Raw genomic sequence first — 24,112 nt, forward strand, 5'->3', positions numbered from 1 at the left:
GGCCCCTTAACTATGATGCTTTTTCTAACTCAAAGGCATCATGCAGGGCTTGAACCGCAAGTTCCATATATTTTCGATCAATCAGCACGGAAATTTTGATCTCGGAGGTTGTGATGACTTTGATATTGATGCCCTCAGAGTTGAGCGCGCTAAACATTTTTGCAGCGACACCCGCATGAGAACGCATACCGATGCCCACGACGCTCACTTTTGCAACGTCCGTATCTGCGACAAGGTCGTGATAGTTGATGTGGCCAGCTTCTTTGGCTGCGGCCATCGCTTTTTGCGCGCGCGGTACATCGTCATTAGGGCAAGAGAAGGTCATGTCGGTGCGACCCTCTTCGGAAATGTTCTGAACGATCATGTCTACGTTCACGCCAGCTTCTGCCAATGGTCCGAAAATCGCAGCGGCGATGCCTGGACGGTCTGCGACCGAGATCAGGGTCATTTTGGCTTCGTCGCGGCTGTAAGCGACTCCGGATACTACATTGCTTTCCATGATTTCCTCCTCGTCGCACACAAGTGTGCCGGATGTCTCTGTTTGTTCGTCAAAGCTTGATAGGACGCGCAGCTTGACCTTATAGCGCATCGCCAATTCAACCGAACGTGTCTGAAGAACCTTGGCGCCAAGTGACGCGAGTTCAAGCATCTCTTCGAATGCGATCTTGTCGAGCTTGCGGGCTTTGCTGCTGATACGTGGATCGGTGGTATAGACACCATCGACGTCAGTATAAATGTCACACCGTTCCGCACCAAAGGCCGCTGCGAAAGCAACAGCCGTCGTATCAGAACCGCCACGGCCAAGCGTCGTTACGCGCCCTTCTGGTGAGACACCCTGGAAGCCAGCAACCACCGCAACGCGCATTCCTTCGTTAAACTTACCGTTAATGTTATCGGTAAGGATGTCTTCAATCCGTGCGGAACTATGGGCTGAGGTTGTCTGAACAGGAACCTGCCATCCCTGCCAACTGCGGGCAGGTACATCCATCTCTTGAAGCGTGAGGGCCATAAGGCCCGCCGTGACTTGTTCGCCAGAGCTCACCACCGCGTCATATTCGCGTGCGTCAAACAGGGGAGACGTTTCCTTGACCCAGCCCACGAGCTCGTTTGTTTTGCCCGACATCGCGGAAACGATGACGATAACGTCATAGCCGTTAGCTACTTCTACGCCTACGCGTTTTGCCGCGCGGCGGATGCGATCAAGAGTGGCAACGGACGTGCCCCCGAACTTCATGACGAGAAGCGGCATGAGTGCTCCTTTTCGGTTAAACCGATGGTGTCTTAGGGGCATGCGAAGGTTTGCGCAAGAAGGGAAGGCGCCAACAGGCCGCAAACGCGCATCTTTTTTGTGCGAAAAGGCGCTAGTTTGACTTGCGAGTAGGGATGAACGGTAGGGGCGCAAGCGATACGCCTTCCTCAATCAGAGAAGCGGCATCTTTTAGATTGGCTTCTCCATAGATTGAGCGCTCAGGCTTTTCTCCTGAATGCATAGCGCGCGCTTCCTTGGCAAAACTGGCGCCGACATAGTCGGAGTTTGCTTCTACATGTTTCTTGAGGGCAGCAATTTTAGCGTCAAGGTCTTCGCTTTGGCGGGGCTTGGCCGACGATGGCACAGTCGTCTTGCGTTTTGTTTGAACGCGCGGCGCCATGAGTGTTTTTTCAACATCCGTTGATCCGCAGGTTGGGCAGACAACCATGCCCGCGCCCTTAACTTTGTCAAAGGCCGTTCCTGATTGAAACCAGCTTTCAAAACTATGGTCTTGGTTACATTTTAAGGCGAAACGGATCATTTTGGTTTTCCAGATCAAGACGTTGAACGTGTCGCAACGAGGTTAACGACACATATTCAATATATCGGTGTTTTGCGCGGTGATTTCTAGGCCTACTCAGGCGAGAAGTCGCGTAATAGTGCTCCAAGGGCAGGCTCTGAAACCATTTTGGCTGCTTTCTTACGACTCACCCACTTGCGTTTGCGTTCTTTGTGTTCAGGAAATTTTTGCTCGACGTGCTGTACATGGAGCGCAAAAAGCGAAACGACACACAAAAACGATCCGATTTTCCCTTTGTCCTTTGAATATGAATACAGGCCGACACAGTTTTCGCGGATTTTTCCACGGACACCGGCTTCTTCCCATGCCTCGATTTCAGCTGCTTGGGCGGGAGTTTTTCCGTCCATCGGCCACCCTTTCGGCACGATCCAATTGCGTGAACGCCGACTTGTTACCAAAAGAATCTGGACCTTCCCATTCACTATCCGATAGCAGATCGTCCCGAATTGGGAGCGCACATCGTATTTTCGCTTCAACGAGAGTTTGAGGTTCTTTTGCTTTATTTTTCCCATCGGAACTTTCGTAATGATATGGAACTTTGGTCGTAGGCTTCGAGTATTGCCCAATATTCTATAGATGCCCAGAGGGTTGCAAGCGAAACATTGGGGCGCCAACAGAAGGTAAATATCCACAATTTGAGATATTTTTTCGGGCGCAGCGAACCGAAGGTATGTGCGCTTTAAGCGTCCCGTAAGGGTTTGCGAATATCACCGTCATAAGAGCGCAAGAGCTGCGCACTCCAATGACTTTCGCAATGAGGAAATCGTATGAATGTGACGTCAATATTTAAGAGCCTGAGGGGCACGACACGATCTGTGTTCTTTAGAATTACCGCAATCGTTGCCCTTTGTACTGCCTCAGTCGCTGGTACGATGACCTACCTTTCGACGCAGGCACAGTCCGAAGTCGCGCTCACCAATACGCGAGAATTGGCGGACAACCTCACCGAATTCGCAGCAGTTCAAAGCGCGAGTTCGATTCGGTTCGCAAATCCGGAAGCCCTGCGCATCATTATTAAGGGAGCGATCGAATCCTCCAGCGGCGCTGCCCTTGATGCTGTGGTGATGGATGTCAAAGGAGAGACGATTTTCTCATATGACGATAAGGATTTAAGCGGAACAGATCTTGAATTGCTTGCGCGTAAGGCTCTGCAATCTGAACAAAAAGAGACTTCCGGTGACGGATTCCTTGTGGTCGTTCCTGCGCGCTTCGGAAACACGAATTCGGTCGTGGGCGTTGTTGGTATATCGTGGACACCCGAGCCGGCACTAGCTCAGGTTTCCAAACTTCAGCTAAAGACCGATCTGGTCGCGGGAGCGGTATTCCTTGTCGCGTTGATCCTCGTTACGCTTGTCCTGCGGAGTTTCCTCTCCAAGCCTTTGGTTCGGCTGCGTATCGCCATGGATGAGGTTTCAGAGGCTCATTATGATATCGAAGTTCCTAATCTAAAGCGAAGCGACGAGATTGGTGAAATTGCCAGAACGCTTGAAAATTTCCGAGTTAAACTTGCCGCGGCTGAAGCAACATCAAGAGATAGTTTGTTCAAAGGTGCCGCCTTTGAAGCATCTTCTTCGGCCATGCTCATGGTCGACGGTGATTTGAATGTTAACTATATGAACGGCTCGTTCAAAGGTATCATGGATAACAATAAAGAGTCGTTGCCTCACGGGCTTCGCCAAATGGACGCGACCGATGTTGTTGGCAATCACCTTTCACTCTTTGATGGTGGCGGTAATCACGCGCAGGAGCTTGCTGGAAAAACATCTGGGTTCCCGCATGTTTCGGATATCGCATTGGGAGAGGCGCGGATTGAGCAATCGATTAACGCAGTGTTCGATGCAAACGGTGACTCCATAGGGCGCGTGATCGAATGGAAAGACGTGACGCAAGACCGCCTCAATCAGGCGATTCTATCGTCCCTGGATTCCAATCAAACGCGCGTAGAATTTGCGCCGGACGGAGCGCTGCTCAAAGCAAATTCAAATTTCTGTACGGCGCTTAATCTTAATGAAGAGGCCATTGTCGGTAGACATTGCAATGAGGTGTTCCCCGAAAACATATCCGCAAAGCAGAAGGACTTCTGGCCATCTTTGGCGCAGGGCACGCCAGTATTTGGACAATTCCGTTGCAGGAACGGGCAATCTGCTGATCTGATTTTCGACGGGAGTATTAGTCCTGTAACTGATCGCAGCGGCAACATTAGCCGGTTTGTGTTCATCGGTACTGACGTCTCCGCGACACAACACGAAATTCAGCAAGCAGAAACGAAGCGCAAAGAAATGGCAAGAGAACAAGCCGTTGTTGTGGATAGTCTACGATCTGCGTTGGCGAGCCTTTCCAAGGGTGATTTGACTTCAAAGATCGATAGTGAATTCTCAGCCGAGTATGAGCAACTTCGGAGCGATTTTAACAATGCCATGGAGGCGCTTAAAAACGCTATGCGTAGCGTCGTTGATAATTCTGAAATGATCAGAGGTGAAACAAATGAAATCTCCAAAGCGGCGGATGATCTGTCTCGACGCACGGAGACACAAGCCGCTACACTTGAAGAGACAGCCGCTGCACTCGACGAAATGACCTCGTCAGTTAGTTCGGCCGCCGAAGGCGCAGGGATAGCACGCAAAATGGTAACCGAAGCTCGGGACAACGCCGAGAAGAGCGGTGAAGTTGTTAGGGAAGCGGTTAATGCCATGAGCGAAATTGCGAGTTCGTCGAGCCAGATATCAAAGATAACTTCGGTCATTGATGACATAGCGTTCCAAACCAACCTGCTGGCTCTTAACGCTGGTGTTGAGGCCGCGCGCGCAGGTGATGCTGGTCGAGGGTTTGCAGTGGTGGCAACGGAAGTGCGCGATCTTGCGCAACGCTCGTCGCAAGCTGCAAGTGAGATCAATGGATTGATTTCAACCAGTGAAGGGCACGTCAAGCGCGGGGTTGAGCTGGTCGACCAAACCGGCGAGGCGCTTCGCGGAATATTTGACAGGGTATCCGATATTTCCACCCATGTCGGCGAGATTGCGGTTTCGGCGGAAGAACAGTCACGTGGACTTGCTGAAATCAACATTGCCGTGAATCAGTTGGATCAGGTGACTCAACAAAACGCTGCGATGTTTGAGCAAACAACAGCGGCAAGTCATGCACTGAATGGCGAGGCGGAAAATCTGGCTAATACAATGTCGAAATTCATCCTTGCAGAAGCTGGGGTGGTCGAGATGAAGCCCGCAGCGCGCCCGCGCGTCGAAAGTCGGCAAGAGTTCGCTCAGCAGCCAGGTATGGTGGTCAACGGCGGCGCATCTCATAGTGCAGCTAGCGAAAGCTGGGAAGACTTCTAGAACCAAACGCGGTTGCCTGCTCACTTGCAAGGGCCGGCAACCGCTAATTGCAATACCAAAGTCTAGAGTTCGTGCGCCCAAGGCGGATTTGCCCCGGCACGAGAAACTGTTACCGCCGAAACATTTACGCCTGACTCTAGCGCGACTTCGATTTGATCTGCAGCGATACTGCATATCGCTTGTTTTGATAATAACCCCTGCGTGCTGAGCGCGCGTAGTACTCCCGCGTTAAAAGTGTCTCCCGCGCCAATTGTATCCACTACGTCCACATTTGGAGCGGCTGCGAATACGGTGTGGTTCGCTGTGTAGCAGGTCGCGCCCTTTGAGCCTTGCGTAATGAACACAAGCTTTGGTCCCGACAAAATCAGCTGTTTTGCAAGGGTTTCAATATCTCCTTCTCCAAGGAGCCACTGTAAATCTTCGTCGGACAATTTAACAATGTCGGCGAGCGCGATCATTCGCGACAAACGCTCGCGGAACACATTCTCATCTGTAACAAAACCGGGGCGTATATTCGGATCAATCATGACCACTTTATTTTCGTGCTCGCGCCGCAGTAGCTCCTCGTACGCCTGCGCGCAGGGCTCGACAACAAGGCTAATTCCGCCGAAAAAGAGAGCTTCAACTTCTGTTCCTAATTGCGGGAGATCTGATGGCGCCAACATGCGGCCTGCGGTTCCTTCATCGTTGAAGGTGTACTTGGCATGGCCATTGGTTAGTTCAACAAAGGCAAGAGTTGTGGGCTTGCTTGTTGGCGAACAATATAGTGTCGACACGCGGCTCGACTCGCAACTATCTAGGAGTTGTTGACCGAACAAATCGTTCGAAATTCCACCAAAATATCCTGTATCTATTCCCAGTCTTCCGAGCGCAATTGCTGTGTTGAAAACCGCTCCTCCAGAGATGGGTCGAAAGCAAGCTTCGCCTTCGGTGTCGACACGCGGCACCATATCAATAAGCGCTTCGCCACAACAAAGTATCATTCGCGATCTCCTTGGAACTAACTGCCGCGTTATTGGGCTAGTCCTACACGCGGTGTCAAAAGGTTTTAGCCCTCAAGGGCGTAGAAATATCCGACCGTTGCTGCGAGCAGTGTTGCGGCGATGACGGCGGCGGCAATTTTCCATGCGGAGTAGGGGCGTTCCCCTTCAACGCGTCCAGTTTGGCCATTTACCACGAACCTATATGATTTACCCTGATATTTATATGCGGCGAGCCATACGGGCAAAAGGATATGCTTGAAGGTAACATCACGGATTGAGGTCTCTACATGCTCCACAGACTGTCGATCTCCACCAATGTCAAAACGAATGTCGCGCAGAATTTGACGGTCCATAATTTCGCGGGCTTGAACAAAGCCGTCTTGAAGCTCAAGCGAATAACCCTCGGCTTGAAAACCCGCCAAGAAGTCCGCTTGATACGGAGTGATTGCGCTTAAATCCCATGGTTCAAGCGCAGTTGTGTATCTTACTGGGAGCGCTGAGCTGGCGAGAATGAGGATATCGTCAAATGCGCGGCCTACTCTTCCTGAAACGGCGCGCCATCGTATTTTTGTGACTGTTCGCTGTACGCGTTTGCCGTTCTCAATGCGGGAAACCGTTGTTTGATAGTAGGTTCCACGCTGTCCGCGATATCTCGAATTGGTATCGGCATCAAAGGTCCAGTAGGGGACATATACCCCCTGCATTTTACGGCCTTTTCGCGCATATTTCTTAAGCCCATTTGGCGCAAACCAAAGGCGGCCCAACCATGCGTTCATGCTGTCATGGGCGATGGATTCTTCGATTTGAAATGGAAGAATCCCTTTGGGCTTGATCTGGCGATGCAGCCCCGTGTCCACAACTACGGGAGTCGCGCAGAAGGGGCACTCATCGGCATGGCTAGATTGATCAAACGTAATATGCGCGCCACAATTGGGGCAGCTCGCAACACGGTTTTCCTCGTGCTCCAGTTCCGGAAGGGCTTGGGCGATTGCCTTTTGGAAATCCAGCTCGTGAATAACTTGTTGAGTGGCGGGAGCAGCTTCGCGATTGCCGCAGTGATCGCAAAGCAATCCACCTGTTTGCGGAGAAAAGCGCATCTCGGCACCACAGCTTTCACAAGGGAACCGATGCTCTTCTTGGGGCGCATTTTCGGACGTCGACATTTCGAAAAACTCTAGCTCTCTGGCGGTGGTGGCGGCATGACGGTGAACAGAGTTGCAAGCGCAGAAATATCACCTGCTTTCTTCCAACCATCCTGACCCGCGGTCCAAACCATGGTCTCACGTGTGAGCGAGCCGTCCTGCGCCATTCGTCCCATCGTCGCCCGTGAGAATGGTCCCGCAGTTTCGCCATTCTTGGCAGTGTGCCAAACTTGCTCAACCGCTGGCGGAGGAGGGGGCGCGGTTGGTGCTTGGGGAGCGGGGACCGTGCCCCATGGTCCGGCAAATTGGTTCGCCATTGCCATGCCCATTCCAGCGCCAAGCCCAGCGGCCATTCCACCGCCCGCTGGGTTCTGCGCGGCGGTTGTCATAGCTTCGGCGGCGGAAAATGCGGTGTATTTCCCAAGATCGCCCGCAATTCCAACTGATGTGCGCTTGTCCAAAACGGCCTCAACCGTTGGAGGGAGGCTAATGTTCTCAATGTACAGTTCGGGGATGCTAAGGCCGTACTCTGCGAGGGTATCGGCAATTTTGGACGATACCAACTTGCTTAGATCATTTGTGTTTGCGGCCATATCCAGCACGGGAATGCCAGAGCTTGCGATCACGCGGCTGAACTCTTGCACGATGATGTTGCGGATCTGAAAGCTGATTTCATCCATCGTGAACTCGCCGTCTGTTCCGACGATCTCGCGCATAAAGAGTGCAGGGTCCACGACACGCATGGAATATGTGCCATAAGCTCGGATACGAACGGGGCCGAACTCTGGGTCGCGGCACATGATCGGATTTTTGGTGCCCCATTTCAGATCGCTGTAGCGCGTTGTGTTGACGAAATAGATTTCAGATTTGAACGGGCTTTGGAAGCCGTGATCCCAATGCTGAAGGGTTGTCATGATAGGCATGTTGTTGGTTTCGAGCATGTAAAGGCCGGGCGTAAATACATCGGCAAGTTGCCCTTCGTGCACGAAAACGGCCGCCTGACCTTCTCGCACGGTCAATTTTGCGCCATACTTGATTTCGTGCCCTTCGCGCTCGAACCGCCAAACCAAAGTGTCGCGGGTGTCGTCGGTCCAGTGGATGACATCAATAAACTCACCGGTCAGAAAATCAAAAATTCCCATTTATATTCTCCCAATTGGTTCGGATGGGGTGGCGGGCAGCAGTTCTTGGGCAATGGCCTCGACGATTGGTCGGGCGGTTTCCGCATCCATTCCGGGGGTTAGTCGCGGATCATAAAGGATCCGCAGCAAGAGTTCGTCGTGTGTTGTCAAAAGTGCGAACTCTTCGTCGTCATTAAATATGGATGGCCGCGCTGCATCGCTGTCGTTTGAAAGGCCCAGACTTTGGGCGATTTCTTCGTGGATGCAGGATTTGCGCAGCAGGTCAGGGTGCTCGTCACGGATGATGATTAGTGCGCGACCAATGAACTTGGAGCCGCCTCCTTCACCATAAGACTGTGTTATGCACAGGTCATTTTTCGTGAGTTTTGTAAGGGCATCAATCTCGCGGTCGGCAATTCCAGGGATAAGTTCACGCAACTTTGGCGCTGCCGCTAGGCGCTCGTCTTCGTTCAGAACGAGCACGTGAAGATTGGCCGCCGAACGACTGCCGGTGCGAACGGGGTGGCCGCTGACATTGGCCAAACGTTTGGCAAAGCTCTCGACCTCGGCCAGATCGGCGTTGCGTTTTGCCTTGGGGAGTGTCTCGCCGAACTCGACGTGGATCACGACGGGATCACGCCAGCGTCGCATCGGGAATGCGGCCTCTTGGGCGACGATCCTACCGTTCACTTCTGAAAACTCCGCAAAGAATGCGATCTTCATAAAGTTTTCGGTAAGGTCATCCGCATCGAAAGCCGCATCTACGCCGCCACCATCCGTGCGCATAAGACCCTGTGCGATGAAGTTCTCTTGCAGGCGGGCAAATTGGTCAACGTAATACAGGCTCAAATCCGAGCGCTCAGGCTTTTTGATGATAGGGCGGGGTTCGGGGATGGGGCTTGACTCCATGCCCTTCTCGCACCCCGCCACCACCAATAAGCCGGCAAGCGTCAACGCCAGTTTTATGTGCCCGCGCCCTAGCATTAGTCCCCAACAGCGGTGCCGATTTGATGGCCAGTTCCAGTGTCGCGAGACTTGGCAGCGGCCAGAGTTTCCTTAAGCTCCGCTTCCATTTTGATCAGCTCCTGTTCTGCTTCGGCACGGCGGCGTTTGCCTTCGTCGGCGATTGCGAGGCTGTCGTTTATGGTGCCGATAAGCTCCTCGTTCGCGGCTTTCACCGCCTCGATATCGAATACGCCGCGCTCCATTTCTTCGCGCACAACTTTGTTGGCTTGGCGGAGGTTGGAGGCATTCGCGGTCAAAAGTTCGTTCGTCAGATCATTCGCGTCCCGCACAGCATTTGCGGCTTCACCGCTTCGCTGAATTGTGACTGCTTGGGCCAGCTGCGTTTCCCAGAGTGGAACCGTATTAACGAGCGTCGAATTGATTTTGGTAACCAAGGACTTGTCGTTTTCTTGGACCAATCTGATCGAAGGCAAACTCTGCATCGTCACCTGACGCGTCAGCTTGAGGTCGTAAACGCGGCGTTCGAGATCATCACGAGCGGAGCGGAGGTCGCGCAATTCTTGTGCCACCATGACCTGATCATTCTCACTTGCGGCTTCGACGGCGGCTTCCTTCTCTGGAATGACCTTTTCATCTAGCTCCGCGAGCTTTTCAGTGCCAGCGGTGATATAGAGGCCCAATTCATCATAGAAATTGAGCGTTTTCTCATAGAGATGGTCGAGCGATTTGATGTCTTTGAGTAGAGTATGCTCGTGACCCAAGAGGTCGTCGGTGATCTTATCTATCTGGCCTTGAACATCCTCGAACTGAGCCAAGAACTTTGCAAATGGCGCCGCGCGACCAGTGATTTTCTCCCAGAAGCTACGCTTACGGCGCACATCTAGCTCCGAGACACTAAAGCCCCGAATGGTCGAAACGATCCCGCGCAGGCTGTCTCCTGCTGGGCCAACATCTTTGTTTTTCACATCGGTCAGCATGGCTTGGCTGATGGATTGCAATTCGGATTGCGCTGCAGAGCCAAAGTTTACAATCGATCCGGTGTCGGTCAGATCAAGCTCATCCATGCGCTTCTTAATTTCCTCGGCAACGGGCGCTTCGGCTTCGTGCAGAGGTACCAGCGACGTTGCTGGCTCTGGCAGTTCCACCGAGGCCACCTCAACTACGGTTTTCTCGGCTTTTTTTGCTTCGGTACGGTTGGCTTCTGTCATCATATTCCCCCGTTATACGCCTTCGCGCGCAAGACGCTCGCGAAGCACTTCAATTTCAATGTCTAAATCGCCGGTATTATTTTCGAGTAATTTCTGTGTGCGGGCTTCGAAATTCGAGCTGAGATAATCTAGCAGATTCTCGTAATCAGCCCGCGCTTTTTGGCTATGGTTGCGGTTGTAAATTTCCGAGAACTTGACCGTCGCGTCCCGTGCGCCCATCAAGTAAACGCCCATATATTTGCGGGCTGCGGTGAGGTCTCTTGGGTCGTCTTCGACTGTTCGAAACATATTGCGCGCGACGGTTTTGAATTGTTCGACCCGTGCAATGAGCTTGCGGTCTTCGGTACGCTTTATGGCTTCGGTCATGGTTTTCAAATGACGTTCCCCCTCTTCAACAACGCGGGCGACACGATCCTGTTGAAAGCTGTCGATCCCTTCGGTGCCTTTATCCTGCATCGGGTCCATGCCAAAGGATGCAATGTGAAGTGCCGCGCCCAAAATGCCAAAAATTACAGCCGAAACGACACCCGCAGAAGCCGCAAATCCAGCCGTAGCAAGACCAGCACCCATCAGGACTGCGCCAAACAACTTGCGGGGCATTGCGGGGCGGCGCGCAACTGTTCGCGCGTCATAAGCTTGATGCGCAGCGACCCCCTCGCGTGTCATCCACGCCGAAAACAAGAGTAATCCAACGGCCAAGAGCGACGCGGCCATTTCGATCGGTTCGCGGAAAAACGCGATGAAGGCAAGCGGAAGCGGAGCTATGAACAGAAGGTTTACACGTGCTTGGGCGCGGGCCGGTTTCTTCCCCTTAAAGGGATGTGGCGTGGCGCTTTGGGCGTCACCTTGCGAACCTTCTGGGCTATATTTTCCTCCGAACTTCTGTGCCATCAAACGCCTCCTGAAAACGTAACGTAAATAATGAGCGCCAAAAGGAATACGAAGGCGAGCTTTTGTAATCCAGTCTCTGCCATTGCTGATCCCCGTTAGGGTTTAAATATTGTTAAGATATAGGACAGTATTCTGTTTCTTGCTAGTAAAACGCCTACGCGCTTATCGAATTAATGCCCTTTTTGTGTGGCGGCACGTACCTTGGCCAGTTTGCGCGAGTAGCCTGTTTGAATAATTTCAACAGCAAACAGAACCACCACAGAGAAATAGAAGGTGCTCTTGGACATGGGGGTAACCGCGTGATTAAAGAGTTTGATATGCAGCGACTCGTCATGCATTGCGTGTGATGCTGCTGTTCCCGCTTCGCCGAGCAATACGACGCCTACAATAAGCAGAATGAACAGGCCAAGCACCTCATACATGCGGTTTTTCTGGAGGAAGACTGTCACATGATCCGCCAAGAGCAGCATCGCAAGGCCCGAGGTCAGAATAGCGGCGGCGAGTAGCACGAACTGATCCGTGATCGCGAGCGCCGATAGGATAGAATCGAAGCTGAATATCAGGTTCATCATTACAATCAGGAGCACAACAGAGGTCGCAGATTGGTGATTTTTGGGGCTGGTGTCGTGATGCAGATCGTCGATCGAAAGCATATGCGCGATTTCACGCACCGCGGTGTACATGATGAAACCCCCCCCAAAGACGAAGACGACGGTAGCAAAGTTTACGCCTCCTTCGATTATGCCGGGGACGTTGAAAACAAAGAATGGCTCAGATAGCGCGCCTATCAAGCCACTGACAACAAAGAGTAAAACCACCCGTAAGGCGACGGCGATGATGATGCCCCAAAACCTTACAGACTTCTGTTTTTCGGCAGGAGCGCGTTGGCTTTGAATGGAAATGTACAGCAGATTATCAAACCCAAGCACCGCCTGAAGGAAAATCAGCATGAAGAGGGTGCCAAGGGTGGAAAGGGTAAATAGATCGGCCATAAATGCGCTCCGTTAAATAATTCTTAACAGTTAGCGCAGTTTGGGCCGAGGTCAAACCCGTGGTTTTCCGCGTGGCTTTCCTGTTGGGCGCTGGGCGGCACCTTTTCCACGTTTTGCGGGCGCGCCGCGTCGCGTTGGCGGTTCAATCTCGGTTCCACGTGGGCGAGGCGTAGATTTACTTGGCGGTCCCTTGCGTTTGCGAACGGGATTTGGCTTGGGAGCGGCGTCTTCACCCTCAAGGCCCAACTGGTCGCGTAACACGCGCGTCTTAACCTCTTCGAGTTCGCCCGGCTTGAGTTCGCCGAGTCGGAACGGGCCGTATGACACCCTCAGCAAACGGTTCACAGAAAGGCCAACGGCGTCCATCGCGCGACGGATTTCACGGTTCTTGCCTTCTCGAATCGAGACAGTCAGCCAAGCGTTCGCGCCTTGTTGTCGATCAAGCGTGATGTGCATGGGTTGGAATTTTTCGCCTTCAAGGGTGATTCCTTTGCGCAGCGGTGCAAAGGTTTCTTCGGTCGGGCGGCCATTCACCCGCACGCGGTAACGCCGTAACCAGCCAGTTGAGGGCAACTCAAGCTTGCGTTTGATGCCGCCGTCATTTGTGAGCAAGAGCAGACCTTCGGAGTTAATATCCAAACGCCCCACGCTCAGGACGCGTCCGATTTCCTCGGGTAGTGTATCGAATACTGTCTGGCGGTCTTTCTCATCACTGTTGGATGTAACAAGCCCTAGTGGCTTGTAATATAACCATAAACGAGCGTGCTCAGGCTCGGCAATCGGCTCATTGTCAAGACTGATCTTGTCGGCCTCAGTCACGTTAAGGGCCGGGCTTTCGATGACCTTGCCGTTGACCGATACACGGCCAGCTTCGATCATACGCTCTACTTCGCGGCGAGATGCTACGCCTGCGCGGGCCATGACTTTGGCGATGCGATCGCCTTTTTTCGAACCAGAATTTTCCATGCCTCGCTTTATCTTACCGCGCGAGAAATAGAAAGCGGCTTGGCAGAATACGCGGAAACAGGCACAAAGCGCCATGTTTCAGTTCAAGAGTTATATGGATTTGGCCCTAAGAGAGGCGCAAGAAGCGGCGCTCCGTGGCGAAGTGCCCGTGGGTGCAGTCCTTGTTGGTCCTGATGGCGCGGTATTGTCCCAAGCAGGGAATCGAACGCGCGGGAACAACGACCCGACAGCTCACGCCGAGGTCCTCGTCATTCGCGAGGCCTGTTCCAAACTCGGCTCAGAGCGGTTGACGTCATGCGATCTGTACGTGACGCTTGAACCATGTCCTATGTGCGCGATGGCGATTTCCGCGGCGCGGATTGGTCGGCTTTACTATGGGGCTAGCGATCCTAAGTCGGGCGGAATTGAGCAGGGGCCGTGTATTTTTAGCCACCCACAGGCGCACCACGTTCCCGAAATCTATGACGGTATAGGGGCCGCAGCGTCCGAAGAATTGCTGCGGGAATTCTTCAAGTCATTACGCTAAACGATCTTGCCCCAAAGGTCGTATTCGTTGGCTTCATCCACCAATACCTTGACCATATCGCCAGGCTTAAGGTGCTCAAAACCCTCGTCAATAAACAAATTCCCGTCGATTTCGGGCGCGTCTGCTTTGGTTCGGCAGGTGGCAGCGTCTTGATCAACTTCGTCCACAATTACCTCTTGGATGGTGCCGACTTTTTTCTCAAGCTTAGCCGCAGAGATTGCCTGCGATTTTTCCATGAAACGGTGCCAGCGCTCTTCTTTTACTTCGGCTGGCACGTGGTCTGGAAGTGCATTGCTCCGAGCGCCAGCAACATTCTCGTACTGAAAACAACCAACCCGATCGAGCTGTGCCTCATCAAGCCACTCAAGAAGATGCTCAAATTCGGCCTCGGTTTCACCGGGGTAGCCAACAATAAACGTGCTGCGCAGCGTCATATCGGGGCAGATTTCACGCCAAGCGTTGATCTCGTCGAGTGTTTTTGCCCCAGCGGCGGGACGCGCCATGCGGCGTAACACATCGGGATGCGAATGCTGGAACGGGATGTCGAGATAGGGAAGGATTAACCCATCTGCCATAAGTGGAATGAGATCGCGTACATGGGGGTACGGGTAAACGTAATGAAGGCGAACCCACGCGTCCAGACTGCCCAATTCTCGCGCGAGATCTGTGATGTGGCTCCGAACTTCGCCATCGCGCCAAGGGTTTACGTCGTATTTTCGGTCGAGCCCGTAAGCACTTGTGTCCTGTGAAATCACCAGAAGTTCGCGAACACCCGCATCCACGAGCTTCTCAGCTTCGCGCAGAACAGCGTGCGCAGGACGGCTTGCAAGTTTGCCGCGCATATCCGGAATGATGCAGAATTTGCACTTATGGTTACAGCCCTCGGAAATCTTTAGATAGCTAAAGTGGCGCGGGGTCAGGGACACTCCGCGCGCTGGAAGCAGGTCTACGAACGGATCGGGGTTTGGCGGAACGGCAAGGTGCACCGCATCCAGAACTTGCTCGTATTGATGCGGGCCAGTAACCGCCAAAACGCTTGGATGAGCGCCCGTGATGTACTCGGGCTCGGCGCCCAAGCATCCCGTAACGATAACTTTACCGTTTTCGTTTATGGCTTCTCCAATTGCCTCAAGGCTTTCGGCCTTGGCGCTATCCAGGAAACCACAGGTGTTGACGATCACCGCTTCTGCGCCAGCATAATCAGGCGAAATGGCATAACCTTCGGCACGCAGCCGTGTAAGGATTCGTTCGCTGTCGACCAATGCTTTGGGGCATCCAAGGCTGACCATCCCGATCTTGGGTTGGCCGTCACGGATGGGATCAGAGATTTTCGCGCGTGGCGCGAGATCTGGGCGAAGGTTTGGAGGATTCTGGCTCATTGGTGGGCTATACACCCCTGCACTCGGCGGGGCAATAACGTGCTATAGGGCGTTCCGCGCAATACCGCCCATTGTTTTGAGAGTGCGAGCGGACTACGCTTGGCGTTAAGAACAAGGATTGAGGATAAGGATGCGGTGGATTTTCAGGGCATTCAAACTGCTCTTGGCGCTCTCTTTACTGAGTGTGTTGGCAATCGCCTTGATCCCTTCGAAACGCTTGGCAAATGCCGTAATCTCCGAGCTTGAAGCTGTCCTAGGGCGCACTGTCACAATCTCAGGAGATGTGACGACAAGCGTTTTCCCGCGTCCGAAGTTGACAACAGGCCCCGTTACAATCGCGAATGCCAAGTGGGGCGAAGCGCCCAAAATACTCTCGGCGGAGGGCGTTGATATTCATATTGACTGGATGCCCCTGCTGCGCGGCGATTTGGTGGTGCGAAACTTAGAGTTTCTTGCTCCTAAGATTCATCTAGAGACGAACAAAGAAGGGACGCATAACTGGGAGTTAACTCCAAAAGTGTCCACGGATAGAAGTGTTCTGATCCGTGCCGTATCTTCGTCTGGAGGGGTGCTAAGATATATCGACAGTCGGGACGGTGATAGTGAGACCCTTAAAGAATTCGATGCACGGATCAGCGTGACAGAACGGGGAATGCCAGCGAAGGTGGCATTTTCGGCGCTTCGCGATGGCGTATTGTTTGAGACAAACACCACACTTGCGCAACCGAGAGCGTTTCTGTCCGGTCGTGTGTCTGACGTAAAGACCAAGACAATCTATGCCAATACAACGTTAGAGTTTGACGGTCGCCTCGGTATTGCCGCGAGGGAGTTTGATGGGGAGATGAGCCTTAGAACGGACAGCGCGTCTGATATATTTCGGGGGCTTAGCATCAATATTTCGCCACCAAACGAGCGCTTACAGCTTGCGGGGCGAGTCACCCGCACCGCGGCGGGGGAAACCTATCTGCGCGGCGGCGAAATACGCGTCGGCGGCCAATCCCTTACAGGCGATTTCGACATTACAACAGGGCCTGACCGTCCGATGATAAAAGGCGTGTTCGCAGCGCGGAACCTTTCTCTGAATGCTTTGAACCTTCCGCTAAATGAGCAGGGCAGTACCGCGTCTGGTGAATGGTCGGACCAGCCTTTGTCGATGAGACGTCTCTTTGCAATAGACGCGGATATATCCCTCTCGGCGGAATCGCTTGAAGTTGGGTCACTTCATTTCGGCCCGAGCCAGCTTAGGCTTAACCTCAACACGGGGAGGGCAGTGCTAGAGTTGCTGAAATTGTCTGCCTATGGTGGCGAGGTCGTGGGCAATGTTGTTGTGAACGGGCGCGGGAACGGATCGGTCGGTGCGGATGTTGACTTTGAGAACGTGAATATCCGCCCGTTCATGGGCACTTCGATGGTGAAGACTTCGGGTATGGCGACAGGTGACATGCAGCTATTGGGGTTGGGAGATACGATGAAGGAAATCGTGAATAGCCTATCGGGAGAAGGCAACCTGACCCTGAATGATGCTACCATTAGCGGCGCGAACTGGTGGAACATGCTGAATCAGCGTAGCGCCAGCTCAGCAGGGAACACGCAACAAACCGCGATTGATTTTGCGCAAGGCGCGATGCGTATGGAGGCCGGTAATGTGCGCTTAGAGGATTTCGCATTGCGTGGGGACGGGGGCGAGATGCGAGTAACCGGTGATGTGCGACTTGGGCCAAAAGCACTGGATATCGGCGTGAGTGCGCTGGCGGATCCTGCGATGCGGCTAAATATGTCGGGGTCTTGGAGTGCACCCGTGTATTCCATTGAGGCGGCTTCGGTGGCGCGCACAGAATAAAAAAAAGGCGCCCCGATAAGGAGCGCCTAGGATTTTTAGCGGCGACGGTCGCGGCGGTTGCTCATGGGCTGGAACGCCACGCCGACGTGCGCCTCACAATATGGCTTGCCAGCTTTTACATCCAAACCACAAAACCAAAACTCATCTGTCGCGGGGTCACCAATGGGCCATTTGCATGTGCGTTCGGTCAGTTCCATGAGATTGAGCTTCTTCGCTGTTTTCTCAACTTCACGAACAGAGGCCATTGCCTCGGGGCTGATCTCATTGGCCGAAGGCTGCGGCGGCAATGGTTGACCGGCCGGAATGATCGCCTTGCGTACTGGGATCGGACGCGGCGGCTCTGTGCTCGCTGGTTTTGCCGCTGCGCGCTCTGGTTCCGCTTTGGGAACGGTTGGCTTTGGCTTGGCCGCAGCAGGCTTGGCCGCTGCAGGCTTTTTCTCGGCCGCTGGTTTTGATGTGGTAGTCGCACGGTTGGACAAGCCCAAACGATGCACTTTCCCGATCACGGCGTTTCGCGTCACACCACCAAGCTCTTTGGCAATCTGGCTCGCAGACTGGCCTTCGCCCCACATTTTCTTGAGGGTCTCAACGCGCTCATCTGTCCAAGACATATCTGTTCCTTTAATAGAGCTAAGCGCACACCAACAATGGCCCGCGCGTGCAGCCTGAAAGAATTCTGTTCACCCCCTATTTTAAACACCCCGTCACGGGATACAAGGCACAGAGACCGAATCCGCGTGAATCAGCGCCAGAACGTGAAGGAAATCCGCTTTGGACCAAGCAACAAATCTCGGAGAGCGCCGTTTTGGCCGTTTTAACTGGCTCGGAATGGCAACACTAGCGAAACGCGAGACACGCCGTTTTGTGGTGGTGTGGACGCAAACGCTCCTTGCGCCGCTCGTAACGGCGGCTTTGTTCCTTGCGATCTTTAGCGTTGCGATTGGTCCCAGCCGTGGCGATGTCGACGGCGTGCCATTCCTGCATTTCCTTGCGCCAGGTATTTTGATGATGACCGTCATTCAGAACGCTTTTGCCAATACATCGTCCTCGATCGTCATTTCCAAGGTTCAAGGGAATATCGTCGATACGCTCATGCCGCCGCTTTCGCCCATGGAACTCTTGATTGGATATCTTGCAGGGTCAGTCGCACGGGGAATGATGGTCGCCGTGGCGATCGGACTCGGGATGTGGCTGTTGCTGGGTATTGAGTTTCATCACCCGATTTGGGCGCTGGTCTTTGTGTTTTTGGGGAGTGCTCTGTTGGGGGCGGCGGGGATTGTCGCGGGGATCTATGCCAACAAGTTCGATCAGATGGCAGCCATTACAAACTTCATCGTGACCCCGCTCGCGTTTTTGTCGGGGACTTTTTACACAATCGACAGTCTTCCGCCTCTGGTTCAGAACCTAACGCGTGTGAACCCAGTTTATTACCTGATCGACGGTGCACGCTACGGCGTGATCGGACATACTGATACGCCATGGTTTGGTTTCTTGGTCTGCGTGGTGACGTTGTTGGCAGTAATGGCGTTGTGCTGGTACTGGCTTGCGCGCGGCTATCGGATGAAGCCCTAGAAAATTCTTCCCAACGGGTTTGATTGCGGGTATACGGCCCGCATGACCACTTGTGCAAATACTTCTAACCGACGCCGACGCTAACTCTAGCTGCGGCCCATTTGCCATTGGTTTCGCGCAATATTTGCGCAGTTTTCCCCACAATCTTGACATGCGGTTGCCCATGCGGCACCACAAGTTTTTCATAAGGACCACCACGATGATTTCATCCGTTCTTCCAACCTATAATCGCGCTCCTCTCTCGTTTGAGAAGGGCGAAGGTGCTTGGCTGATCGAAGCGGATGGACGCCGATTTTTGGACCTAGGCGCGGGAATTGCGGTGTCTGCTCTTGGGCACGCTCATCCGAGTCTGGTGGCGGCCTTGACGGCGCAGGCGCAAAGCCTGTGGCATGTTTCCAACCTCTATGAAATTCCACAGCAAACCGCGCTCGCGGATGCACTGGTTGAGGCGACATTCGCAGATACGGTATTCTTCACGAATTCCGGTACTGAAGCGTGTGAGTTGGCTGTGAAAATGGCGCGGAAATATTGGTTCGATAAGGATCAACCAGAGCGCGTCGAAATCCTAACATTCGAAGGGTCGTTCCACGGTCGCTCTGCGGCGGGGATTGCGGCAGCGGGCTCTGAAAAGATGACCAAAGGGTTCGGTCCCTTAGTTGCGGGCTTTACGCATTTGCCGTTTGGTGATGTTCAGGCGGTAAAGGATGCGATCAATCCGAATACGGCTGCGATCCTTGTTGAACCTGTACAGGGAGAAGGGGGAATTCGTCCTCTTGCGGATGCAGATCTTAAGGCGCTGCGCGAAATTTGTGACGAAACGGGCGTATTGTTGGTGCTCGACGAAGTTCAATGCGGCATGGGACGAACAGGACGTCTGTTTGCTCACGAATGGGCGGGTATTGCGCCCGATATTATGATGGTCGCCAAAGGAATTGGCGGCGGCTTCCCGCTAGGCGCTGTGCTTGCAACAGAGGATGCCGCATCGGGCATGACCGCGGGTACGCATGGCTCTACTTATGGAGGCAACCCACTCGCATGCGCGGTTGGTCACGCCGTTATGAAAGAAGTCAGCACTCCAGAATTCCTGAGCGAAGTGAACCGCAAAGCGGGACTTTTGCGGCAGGGGCTCGAAAGGCTTGTCGCGTCTTACCCTGACGTATTTGAAGAGGTACGCGGCTCTGGGCTTATGCTTGGTCTTAAGTGTGTTCCGCCATGTGGGGACGTCGTTGCTGCTGGGTATAAGAACGAAGTTATCACCGTTCCTGCGGCCGATAATGTTATCCGCCTTCTTCCGCCGCTCAATCTAACAGATGAGGATATCGCCGAGGCGCTTGTACGCATCGAGGCGACCGCAAAATCAATAACAAACGCATAAATTGCGCGGGGTTACCCGTGAAGGAAACACTATGAACCACTTTTTGGACATTAATAAAACCGACCCTGCCGATTTGCGCGGAATGATTGACCAAGCGAAAGCCATGAAACATGCTCGTATTGGCAAGCCAAAAGGCACGCCTGATGACGAGCAACCACTCGCAGGCCAGATGGTTGCGTTGATCTTTGAGAAGCCTTCGACGCGGACACGCGTATCGTTTGACGTGGGCGTGCGCCAGATGGGCGGACAGACGATGATCCTGTCAGGTAGCGATATGCAGCTCGGACATGGCGAAAGCATCGCTGATACTGCGCGGGTTCTGAGCCGTTATGTCGATCTCATCATGATCAGAACCTTCGAAGAGGCGACGCTTCTCGAGCTTGCCGAATACGCTTCTGTACCGGTGATTAACGGGCTAACCAATCGCACGCACCCTTGCCAAATCATGGCCGACATCCAAACTTTCGAAGAGCACAACGGCCCGATCCGCGGTAAGAAAGTCGTTTGGACAGGGGATGGCAACAACGTTGCTGCCTCTTTCATTCATGCTGCAGGGCAATTTGGCTTTGACTTTACGTTTGCTGGCCCCAAGGAACTTGATCCAGAAGCCGAGTTTCTCGAAGAAGCGCGCGCCAAAGGGGTAAAGATCGAGATTGAACGCGATGCGGCCAAGGCCGTTGAGGGGGCGGACCTTGTGGTTGCTGATACGTGGGTGTCCATGCATGACGCTCAATCTGCGCGGCAACGTCGGCACAATCTCTTGTATCCCTATCAGGTCAACAAGGCGCTGATGGATAAAGCTAATTCCGATGCGTTGTTTATGCACTGCTTGCCCGCCCATCGCGAAGAAGAAGTGACAAACGAAGTTATGGATGGCCCACAGTCGGTCATTTTTGACGAGGCCGAAAACCGTTTGCATGCACAAAAAGCAGTGATGCGCTGGTGTCTCGGCGTATAAGCCTTTATCTGTGGTCGATAACGCTATTACGACCACAGATTTGAGGAACTCAATATGTCGGAACATGGGGATAAGGCCGCGATCGGTCTCATCGGACTTGGAACAATGGGCAGTGCGCTCGCGCTGAATATTGCGGATAACGGATACAAGATTGCCGTTACAAATCGCACGGTTTCCCGTGTCGCAGAATTCACAGCAGAAGCGGGTGAACTGTCCAAGAATATCATCGGTTGCGATGATTTAGAGAGCTTTGTCAATTCGCTCGCTTCACCTCGTGCGATCATCTTGATGGTCCCTGCGGGCAAACCCTTCGATGATCAGATCGAAGCCTTGAAGCCATACCTTGATAAGGGTGACACACTCATCGACGCTGGCAACACTAATTTTCACGATACGCGCCGCCGTGATGCTGCGCTTGCGGCTGATGGTTTCCGTTTCGTTGGCATGGGCGTTTCCGGAGGCGAAGAGGGGGCGCGTTTTGGTCCTTCGATCATGGTTGGTGGCCCAGTCGAAAGCTACGAACCGATTGAGCCGATCATTAAGGCCATCTCCGCTAAATACGAAGGCGACCCATGTACAGCGCACCTTGGTCCTGATGGTGCGGGACACTTTGTTAAGACAGTTCACAATGGCATCGAATATGCCGACATGCAGTTGATCGCCGAAGTTTGGGGCATCCTGCGTGACGGGCAGGGCAAGTCTGCGGCTGAAGTTGGCGCATTGTTCGATCGCTGGAACGAGGGCGACCTCAAGAGCTATCTTGTGGAAATCACGGGCAAGGCTTTGGCGGCTACGGATAAGGAAACCGCTAAGCCGATGGTCGATATTATCCTCGACCGTGCCGGCCAAAAGGGAACAGGGCGCTGGACAGTCATCGAGGCTCTGGGCCTCGGTCAATCGGCATCTACAATCGAAGCGGCCGTTGGTGCGCGGAGCTGGTCGGCGGCCAAAGACGTTCGCGAAGCGGGCGCTGAGATATTGACCGTAACCCCCGAAGGCGGCCCCGCCGTAAGCGAAGAAGACTTGGCCGATGCGTTGCTGTCGGCGCGTATTCTGGCATATGCGCAAGGGTTCGATATTCTGACTGCGGCGTCCGAAACCTATGATTGGGATTTGGATATGGCACGCGTTGCCGAAATCTGGCGCGCTGGCTGTATCATTCGCTCGGCGTTGTTGGACGATATTTCCGCAGCGTTCCGTGGTGAAATGCCCAAAGACCGTCTCATTCTTGCGCCAGCCTTTGCCGAGCGCCTTAAGTCGGGTTCGGCGGCATTGCGTCGGGTTGTTGCTTCTGCGGCGATGAACGGTCAGCCAACACCGGCATTTTCAGCGGCACTCGCGTATTTCGATACGATGCGTTTAGCGCGCGGTACAACGGATCTTGTTCAAGCGCAGCGCGACTTCTTTGGCGCGCACGGATTTGAGCGTGTAGATCAGCCTGGTGCACACCATGGCCCTTGGGCGATGAACGCGAAATAACTAGAAAACAAATGTACCGTCAGAGTGCTATGTGCGTTCTGACGGTACTTTTTTGTCCTAAACGACGAGCGTGTTTAGGATGATGAAGATTAGGGCGGACATCGCCGCGGCAGCTGGAACCGTGATGACCCACGCAGCAATAATCGTCATGAAGTGGCTGCGGCGCACAAGTTTGCGGCGGCGGCGTTCTTCTGGGGCAATACGCTTCTCTGGCGGGCGTTGTTGACGGCTGTTGCGAAGGCGGCGCTCCGTATGCCATTCACGGAAGAAACCTACGCCAAATACGCCACCAACCGCGATATGAGTTGAGCTAACGGGAAGTCCGAGCCAGCTTGCGACAATCACGGTTACGGCGGCCGACAGCGCCACGCAATACGCGCGCATGGGGTTCAATTTAGTGATCTGGCTCCCGACCATGCGGATGAGTTTTGGGCCAAAGAGTACAAGGCCAAACGAAATCCCTAGTGCACCGATCACCATTACCCAAAGCGGGATTTCGACCTTGGCCGAGAAATCGCCAAACTCACTCGCATGAACGATTGCCGCGAGCGGGCCAACGGCATTGGCAACATCGTTCGCTCCGTGGGCAAACGAGAGCATTGCCGCCGATATAACGAGTGGGGCTGCGAAGAGAACTTTCAGCGATTTATTGCGGTTCTCTAGCCCTTCGGACTGACGTTTGATGAGCGGTGCAGAGACAACATAAACAATCGCCCCAACGACCACACCAATAAGAAGGGCAGTTAGAATGTCGATTTCAATGATCCGCTTTAGACCTTTGAGGGACAGATAGGCCGAAAATGCAGCGGCCATTACGCCGATAAGTACCGGAACCCACTTACGCGCTGCGGCGATTTTGTCGTCCTGATAGATGATCTTGGTCTTGATGAAGGCAAGACATGCGGCGGCAATGACACCGCCAAGTACCGGTGAAATAACCCAGCTTGCGGCAATGGCACCCATGGTTGGCCAGTTTACGGCGCTGAACCCTGCGGCTGCGATCCCTGCGCCCATCACGCCGCCAACAACGGAGTGCGTCGTTGACACAGGTGCGCCAACGAAAGTTGCGAGATTAACCCAAAGCGCCGAACTGATGAGCGCGGCCATCATTGCCCATATGAATATGCGTGTTTCTGCAAATCCGGCGGGATCTATGATCCCTTTTGAAATTGTGGATACCACATCGCCGCCAGCGATTAACGCGCCTGCGCTTTCGAACAGCGCCGCGATGACGATCGCCGATCCCATCGTCAGGGCGTTGGCACCAACCGCTGGGCCCATGTTGTTGGCAACGTCGTTAGCGCCGATGTTAAGCGCCATATAGGCCCCAAAGCCCGCAGCAGCGATGACGACGAAACTGTTAGTTGAGGCCTCAAAGAAGAGCGCCGCAAGCAAGACGGTCAGCGCGATAAACGCAAACGCAATTCCAGGCGCCAAAAGAGGCCTCGAAACATATGCGGTCGCCGTTTCAAGCTGGCTAATTTTGTTGAGATCTTTGTCCAGTGTCTGCCACTGGTTTGGCTTTGGCGAATCCGACATCACTTACCCCTCGG

At 53.6% G+C, this 24,112-nt stretch carries 21 protein-coding genes; 7 read left to right on the plus strand and 14 right to left on the minus strand.

Annotated features, from left to right (window positions below; all coding sequences use genetic code 11):
• Positions 1–10 precede the first annotated feature (10 nt).
• The 3 genes from ACFE33_RS03885 to ACFE33_RS03895 all read right to left on the minus strand — a co-directional run bounded on the left by ACFE33_RS03885 (position 11) and on the right by ACFE33_RS03895 (position 2,341).
• On the minus strand, positions 11–1,249 hold the full coding sequence (locus ACFE33_RS03885; protein ID WP_380057163.1) for an aspartate kinase: 1,239 nt from the start codon (positions 1,247–1,249) through the stop codon (positions 11–13).
• Positions 1,250–1,361: 112 nt separating this feature from the next.
• Positions 1,362–1,790 (minus strand): DUF1178 family protein, encoded by a 429-nt coding sequence (locus ACFE33_RS03890; protein WP_380057166.1) that lies wholly within the window; start codon positions 1,788–1,790, stop codon positions 1,362–1,364.
• 92 nt (positions 1,791–1,882) lie between these two features.
• The gene (locus tag ACFE33_RS03895) at positions 1,883–2,341 is read right to left on the minus strand and encodes an NUDIX hydrolase (RefSeq protein ID WP_380057169.1); all 459 of its coding nucleotides are present in this window, start codon (positions 2,339–2,341) and stop codon (positions 1,883–1,885) included.
• 255 nt (positions 2,342–2,596) lie between these two features.
• Here ACFE33_RS03895 and ACFE33_RS03900 point away from each other — a divergent pair, with 255 nt between their 5' ends.
• A complete protein-coding gene (locus tag ACFE33_RS03900) occupies positions 2,597–5,161 on the plus strand; it encodes a methyl-accepting chemotaxis protein (RefSeq protein WP_380057172.1) in 2,565 nt (854 codons plus the stop codon).
• A gap of 62 nt (positions 5,162–5,223) precedes the next feature.
• Here the strand turns inward: ACFE33_RS03900 and ACFE33_RS03905 are convergent, their stop codons facing one another.
• The 8 genes from ACFE33_RS03905 to ACFE33_RS03940 all read right to left on the minus strand — a co-directional run bounded on the left by ACFE33_RS03905 (position 5,224) and on the right by ACFE33_RS03940 (position 13,430).
• Complete coding sequence (locus tag ACFE33_RS03905) at positions 5,224–6,144, minus strand: carbohydrate kinase (RefSeq protein WP_380057174.1); 921 nt, start codon at positions 6,142–6,144, stop codon at positions 5,224–5,226.
• A 65-nt stretch (positions 6,145–6,209) separates the two neighbouring features.
• Positions 6,210–7,307, minus strand: coding sequence for a primosomal protein N' (replication factor Y) - superfamily II helicase (locus ACFE33_RS03910; protein WP_380057177.1), 1,098 nt, complete (start codon positions 7,305–7,307; stop codon positions 6,210–6,212).
• Between the two features lie 11 nt (positions 7,308–7,318).
• Positions 7,319–8,428: an SPFH domain-containing protein gene (locus tag ACFE33_RS03915; RefSeq protein ID WP_380057179.1), complete on the minus strand. Its 1,110-nt coding sequence runs from the start codon at positions 8,426–8,428 to the stop codon at positions 7,319–7,321.
• On the minus strand, positions 8,429–9,316 hold the full coding sequence (locus ACFE33_RS03920) for a DUF2927 domain-containing protein (RefSeq protein ID WP_380057182.1): 888 nt from the start codon (positions 9,314–9,316) through the stop codon (positions 8,429–8,431).
• 74 nt (positions 9,317–9,390) lie between these two features.
• Positions 9,391–10,581 (minus strand): toxic anion resistance protein, encoded by a 1,191-nt coding sequence (locus ACFE33_RS03925; RefSeq protein WP_380057185.1) that lies wholly within the window; start codon positions 10,579–10,581, stop codon positions 9,391–9,393.
• A gap of 12 nt (positions 10,582–10,593) precedes the next feature.
• Positions 10,594–11,472, minus strand: a complete 879-nt coding sequence (locus tag ACFE33_RS03930; protein ID WP_380057188.1) for a 5-bromo-4-chloroindolyl phosphate hydrolysis family protein — start codon at positions 11,470–11,472, stop codon at positions 10,594–10,596.
• Positions 11,473–11,642: 170 nt separating this feature from the next.
• Positions 11,643–12,464 (minus strand): TerC family protein, encoded by an 822-nt coding sequence (locus tag ACFE33_RS03935; RefSeq protein ID WP_380057191.1) that lies wholly within the window; start codon positions 12,462–12,464, stop codon positions 11,643–11,645.
• A 51-nt stretch (positions 12,465–12,515) separates the two neighbouring features.
• The gene (locus tag ACFE33_RS03940; RefSeq protein ID WP_380057193.1) at positions 12,516–13,430 is read right to left on the minus strand and encodes a pseudouridine synthase; all 915 of its coding nucleotides are present in this window, start codon (positions 13,428–13,430) and stop codon (positions 12,516–12,518) included.
• A 73-nt stretch (positions 13,431–13,503) separates the two neighbouring features.
• Here ACFE33_RS03940 and ACFE33_RS03945 point away from each other — a divergent pair, with 73 nt between their 5' ends.
• Positions 13,504–13,956, plus strand: a complete 453-nt coding sequence (locus ACFE33_RS03945) for a nucleoside deaminase (protein ID WP_380057196.1) — start codon at positions 13,504–13,506, stop codon at positions 13,954–13,956.
• Here the strand turns inward: ACFE33_RS03945 and rimO are convergent.
• A complete protein-coding gene (gene rimO, locus ACFE33_RS03950) occupies positions 13,953–15,335 on the minus strand; it encodes a 30S ribosomal protein S12 methylthiotransferase RimO (protein ID WP_380057199.1) in 1,383 nt (460 codons plus the stop codon). The two genes, ACFE33_RS03945 and rimO, sit on opposite strands and share 4 nt — an antisense overlap.
• Positions 15,336–15,465: 130 nt before the next feature.
• Between rimO and ACFE33_RS03955 the strand changes: the two genes are divergently transcribed.
• Positions 15,466–17,175: an AsmA family protein gene (locus ACFE33_RS03955; RefSeq protein WP_380057202.1), complete on the plus strand. Its 1,710-nt coding sequence runs from the start codon at positions 15,466–15,468 to the stop codon at positions 17,173–17,175.
• A gap of 35 nt (positions 17,176–17,210) precedes the next feature.
• On the opposite strand, the gene ACFE33_RS03960 is transcribed toward ACFE33_RS03955, so the two are convergent.
• Complete coding sequence (locus ACFE33_RS03960) at positions 17,211–17,786, minus strand: GcrA family cell cycle regulator (protein WP_380057205.1); 576 nt, start codon at positions 17,784–17,786, stop codon at positions 17,211–17,213.
• Positions 17,787–18,003: 217 nt separating this feature from the next.
• On the opposite strand from ACFE33_RS03960, the gene ACFE33_RS03965 reads away from it, so the two are divergent.
• The 4 genes from ACFE33_RS03965 to gndA all read left to right on the plus strand — a co-directional run bounded on the left by ACFE33_RS03965 (position 18,004) and on the right by gndA (position 22,559).
• A complete protein-coding gene (locus tag ACFE33_RS03965) occupies positions 18,004–18,747 on the plus strand; it encodes an ABC transporter permease (RefSeq protein WP_380058650.1) in 744 nt (247 codons plus the stop codon).
• Positions 18,748–18,946: 199 nt separating this feature from the next.
• The gene (locus ACFE33_RS03970) at positions 18,947–20,122 is read left to right on the plus strand and encodes an aspartate aminotransferase family protein (RefSeq protein WP_380057208.1); all 1,176 of its coding nucleotides are present in this window, start codon (positions 18,947–18,949) and stop codon (positions 20,120–20,122) included.
• A 31-nt stretch (positions 20,123–20,153) separates the two neighbouring features.
• On the plus strand, positions 20,154–21,080 hold the full coding sequence (gene argF / locus ACFE33_RS03975; RefSeq protein WP_380057210.1) for an ornithine carbamoyltransferase: 927 nt from the start codon (positions 20,154–20,156) through the stop codon (positions 21,078–21,080).
• Between the two features lie 54 nt (positions 21,081–21,134).
• Positions 21,135–22,559, plus strand: a complete 1,425-nt coding sequence (gndA, locus tag ACFE33_RS03980; protein ID WP_380057212.1) for an NADP-dependent phosphogluconate dehydrogenase — start codon at positions 21,135–21,137, stop codon at positions 22,557–22,559.
• 57 nt (positions 22,560–22,616) lie between these two features.
• On the opposite strand, the gene ACFE33_RS03985 is transcribed toward gndA, so the two are convergent.
• Entirely contained in the window at positions 22,617–24,098 is a 1,482-nt protein-coding gene (locus tag ACFE33_RS03985; protein ID WP_380057215.1) for an inorganic phosphate transporter, read from the minus strand.
• Positions 24,099–24,112 lie beyond the last annotated feature (14 nt).

Origin of the sequence: Falsihalocynthiibacter sp. SS001, assembly GCF_042445055.1 — a bacterium.
GTDB lineage: Bacteria > Pseudomonadota > Alphaproteobacteria > Rhodobacterales > Rhodobacteraceae > Falsihalocynthiibacter.